Origin of the sequence: uncultured Corynebacterium sp., from assembly GCF_947253065.1 — a bacterium.
Classification (GTDB): Bacteria; Actinomycetota; Actinomycetes; order Mycobacteriales; family Mycobacteriaceae; genus Corynebacterium.
In genome coordinates, this window is record NZ_CAMXWS010000074.1 from 1 (window position 1) to 4,131 (window position 4,131).

The following is a 4,131-nucleotide window of genomic DNA, read 5'->3' on the forward strand; positions in this document are numbered from 1 at the left end:
GCGACCTTTGAGGCACTGTCCGGCAACCCGGTCGATACTGGTGTGTTCACCCGTGTTGATGAGGTGCAGCACGTGCGTGTGGGGCAGGAAGCAGATGTCATCGTTATTGCCCCGGCGACTGCTGACACGATCGCGCGTATCGCGGCGGGTCGTGCAGATGACCTGCTGACGGCGACGGTGCTTGTTGCCACATGCCCGGTGATCCTCGCCCCGGCAATGCACACGGAGATGTGGGAGAACCCAGCAACCCAAGACAATGTGGCGACACTGCGTCGCCGTGGCGTGATCGTGCTGGAGCCCGCGCGTGGACGTTTGACTGGTACGGATTCTGGCGCGGGCCGAATGCTGGAGCCCGTGCAGATCGCGGAAATGGCACGTACTGTCCTTGAAACCGGAAGGTTTGACCGCTCACTGGAAGGCAAGAAGGTCGTCATCAGTGCTGGTGGAACACAAGAGAATATTGACCCAGTGCGTTTTATTGGCAACCGTTCTTCCGGGCGGCAAGGATTCGCGCTGGCGGATATTGCAGCGCACCGCGGTGCGACAATCACCATTGTTGCTGGCGACACGGATGAGCTGGATACCCCAGCGGGAGCAGACGTCATCAAGGTGCGCTCCACCCGCGAGATGGAAAAGGCTGTTGGAGAAGCAGCCAAAGACGCAGACATCATCATCATGGCAGCGGCTGTCTCCGATTACAGGCCAGAGCATGAAGCAGAGTCGAAGCTGAAGAAGGGCCAGTCCGACGACGCGTTGTCCACCCTGCACTTGGTGGAAAACCCGGACATCCTGAAAGGGCTCGTCGAAAAGCGAAAAGCAGGGGAGCTGTCCGCAACGATCGTGGGCTTCGCCGCGGAGACCGATAACCCGCTTGAATACGGCAAGGCAAAGCTGGAACGCAAGGGCGCAGACATGCTCATGGTCAACGACGTTGCTGGCGGTGCAGTGTTCGGGCAGCCGCGAAATAGTGGTTGGTTGATCAACCGTGATGGCGACGTTGAAGAGATTACGGATGGCCCGAAGCACGTGGTAGCTGCACGTATCTGGGATGCGATTGAAAAGATGAACGTAAACAGACAGTGATGTTGGCTTCTTTAGACAGCTTGGTCTATTGTTGTGTGCGCGCCGCGTACGACGCGTGTCATGCACAGAGACAGCCGTCTAAAACAAAAGGACCGACTTCACGATGACTGAACCTTTCTACCGCCTCTTCACCAGTGAATCCGTCACTGAAGGGCACCCCGACAAGATCTGCGATGCGATCTCCGACACCATCCTGGACGATATGCTCGCCCAAGATCCGCTGTCGCGTGTTGCAGTGGAAACTTTGGTAACCACCGGACAGGTTCATGTCGTCGGTGAGGTGACCACCAAGGCGTACTCGAATATCGCGAAGCTCGTGCGCGACAAGCTGGTTGAGATTGGCTTTATTTCCTCCGAGGTCGGCTTTGATGGCCGCACCTGTGGCGTGAATATCGCCATTGGTGATCAGTCAGCGGAAATCTCTGATGGCGTGACTGATTCGCTCGAGGTGCGATCGAATACCTCGACCGGGGAAGAAGACCAGTCGGGTGCTGGCGATCAGGGCCTGATGTTCGGCTATGCCACTGATGAGACCCCGGAGTTCATGCCGCTGCCGATTTCCACGGCACATCGTCTGTCCCGTCGCCTGACCCAGGTGCGGAAGGAAAGCATTGTGCGCGGTCTGCGTCCGGACGGCAAGACTCAGGTCACCTTTGCCTATGACGGTGAGACCCCGGTGCACCTGGACACCGTGGTCATCTCCACGCAGCACGATCCGGACTTCACCGGCGCAGAGCTCGAAGCAGCACTGCGTGAGCACGTCCTGGAGTGGGTGATTGAGGATGCAGGCTTGACCAAGTTTTACACCCCGGAGACCAAGCTTTTGATCAACCCGTCTGGGTCGTTCGTCCTTGGTGGACCGATGGGCGATGCGGGTCTGACTGGCCGCAAGATCATCGTGGATACCTACGGCGGCATGGCCCGTCACGGTGGTGGCGCATTCTCTGGCAAGGACCCGTCAAAGGTGGACCGCTCCGCGGCATACGCAATGCGTTGGGTGGCCAAGAATATTGTCGCCGCTGGCCTGGCCAAGCGCGTGGAGGTCCAGGTGGCCTATGCCATTGGCCGTGCAACCCCCGTGGGGCTGTACGTAGAAACCTTCGGCACCGCTGCAGAGGGCCAGACCAATGAGACGATCCAGCAGGCAGTGGAGAAGGTCTTTGATCTGCGCCCGGCTGCGATCATTCGTGAGCTGGACCTGTTGCGTCCGATTTACTCCGATACTGCAGCATATGGCCACTTCGGCCGGACCGACGTGGACTTCCCGTGGGAGGCTACGAACAAGGTCGATGATCTGAAGGCAGCGGCTGGTCTTTAGTGCCTAGCTTTCTTCACTTGCTTTAACGGACGGGCTGTGCGCATCTGCGTCGGCCTGTTCTTCTTCGCGCCACTTTTCTTTTTCCGCCTCGGATTTGCGGTAATTGCGTAGTGCGACAATGCCAAGGAAGATGCCGATGAGCAGGGGCACCCAGATCTTTGAATACTCCATTATCAGCTGCACCCACTCGGGCAATTCCGGGAGATCCGGGAGATTGACATGGGGTGTCGGGAGCGTGACTTGTGGCAAATTGGGCACGGGCAGATCAACATGGGGAGGCGTGATCTCGGGGATCTCCCAGTCGGGGAAGAATTGGGAGAGCCATTCCAATAGCCGCGAGAGGATCGGGCCAAGAATGATCACCGCGATCGCCCAACCGGCCTTACCCATGCCTTCAGCCATGGGGATCAGCGTGCGCTTGACCGGACTGGATTGCATCATGTCCCTGCGGCGCTGTCCACGCGAATCAGCAGGAGGGTCGAATTCTACGACCGTGGGACCCTCACGAAATTCAATCTGCAGGATGTCCTTGAAAAGATTGACCTGCACCTTCAAATGTGGCTTTTCACGGTCGGTGCCCAAACCGATGAATATTTCCAGCTTATCGGTGGCACCCTTTCCATACAGCGGAATGCGGGTGGCACCTTGGTCGATGCTTTCGTACTGGTGTTGGACTTCGCCGTTGACTAATACCTGGAGGCGCAAAGGGGGATTACCTCGGAATTCAGACAGGCGTTGCCAGGGTTTCGCATCGGCCGCGGCACGCTGACCAGCATCAGGAGTTTCCGCAAAACGCTCCGGAAGCTCCCCGGGCCAGGCCGGGTCGAGCGCACGGAAATCTTTATCAAACCCGGAACGGACCTCAATTCGGCCGTATTCCGGGTGGTCAAGAACCCATGTTTCCATATTTGTCATTGCGTCTATCGCTTCCGCGTCGCTATCTGCCATTAATTTGAATCAGTGCCCGCGAGCAGTGCTGCCAGGTAGTTGAAACCGCCAGCGATAATGACGGCACCGAGGAAATAGATCAGCGTTCCATCGTTGAAATACAGCAACTTGGCACCAAGAAAACCAACGCCCGCGAGCAGTGGTATCGACCACGTGGGGCGGAATGTCCAGCCGTCGATGAAACCGAATAGGGCAGCGGTGCCAAAGATCAGGCCGATCGAGGCCATCGGAGCGCTCTCAGGACCGACGGCAGGAATCAGCACCCACGGCGCGAGCAGATACACCGCGAACATCGCGATCAACGTGGCGTACTGCCAGCCGTGACGCTCAGGCTGTTGCGGGGCTTGCTTATCGACGTCTCCCGTGACCGCTTCACTCATGCCGTACCACGGTAGGCGTGCGACTGGATTTCGTCTATTCGGCGCGAGTGTACGTGCGGCCCGGAACCGGATCGATCATCTCATCGAGGGTGACCGGGCGCAGACCTTTTGCACGAAGACCGTCGATAATGCAGGGCGCTGCATCTACGGTGCTCGGGTGAATATCGTGCATGAGGATTACGGAACCAGCCACAGCGTTCTCCACCGCCTTGCGGCACGTGATGTCTGCGTTGCGGTTCTGCCAGTCGAGTGTGTCCACATCCCACAGTGCAAGCGACATGCCACGCTGACCTGCTACTGCGGCGACACGGTCGTTAGTGGCGCCATAAGGCGGACGTAGCCAGCGTGGCTTTGATCCAGTGGCAGCGTTGATGGCATCGCTGGTGGTGTCCAGCTCGGCGC

Annotated in this window: 5 protein-coding genes; 2 read left to right on the forward strand and 3 right to left on the reverse strand. The window is 58.4% G+C overall.

The genetic code is table 11. The annotated features are described in order from the left end of the window. Both coaBC and metK read left to right on the forward strand, forming a co-directional pair. Positions 1-1,083 (forward strand): bifunctional phosphopantothenoylcysteine decarboxylase/phosphopantothenate--cysteine ligase CoaBC (gene coaBC, locus Q0X21_RS10105; RefSeq protein WP_297851743.1); only part of this gene is annotated, 1,083 nt, incomplete at its 5' end. A gap of 103 nt (positions 1,084-1,186) precedes the next feature. Next, positions 1,187-2,401, forward strand: coding sequence for a methionine adenosyltransferase (gene metK, locus Q0X21_RS10110; RefSeq protein WP_297851744.1), 1,215 nt, complete (start codon positions 1,187-1,189; stop codon positions 2,399-2,401). 3 nt (positions 2,402-2,404) lie between these two features. Here metK and Q0X21_RS10115 read toward each other — a convergent pair whose 3' ends face one another. The 3 genes from Q0X21_RS10115 to Q0X21_RS10125 all read right to left on the reverse strand — a co-directional run. Continuing rightward, complete coding sequence (locus tag Q0X21_RS10115) at positions 2,405-3,349, reverse strand: hypothetical protein (protein ID WP_297851745.1); 945 nt, start codon at positions 3,347-3,349, stop codon at positions 2,405-2,407. Beyond that, the gene (locus Q0X21_RS10120) at positions 3,349-3,729 is read right to left on the reverse strand and encodes a hypothetical protein (RefSeq protein WP_297851746.1); all 381 of its coding nucleotides are present in this window, start codon (positions 3,727-3,729) and stop codon (positions 3,349-3,351) included. Before Q0X21_RS10120 ends, Q0X21_RS10115 begins: the two co-directional genes overlap by 1 nt. Before the next feature lie 34 nt (positions 3,730-3,763). Continuing rightward, positions 3,764-4,131, reverse strand: a 368-nt coding sequence (locus Q0X21_RS10125; RefSeq protein WP_297851747.1) for a polysaccharide deacetylase family protein, incomplete at its 5' end; no start/stop codon positions are given.

Bases quoted from the DNA above. Each gene is read 5' to 3' on its own strand.
- Q0X21_RS10120 (WP_297851746.1), bottom strand. From the start codon at position 3,729: ATGAGTGAAGCGGTCACGGGAGACGTCGATAAGCAAGCCCCGCAACAG.
- Q0X21_RS10115 (WP_297851745.1), bottom strand. From the start codon at position 3,349: ATGGCAGATAGCGACGCGGAAGCGATAGACGCAATGACAAATATGGAA.
- metK (WP_297851744.1), top strand. From the start codon at position 1,187: ATGACTGAACCTTTCTACCGCCTCTTCACCAGTGAATCCGTCACTGAA.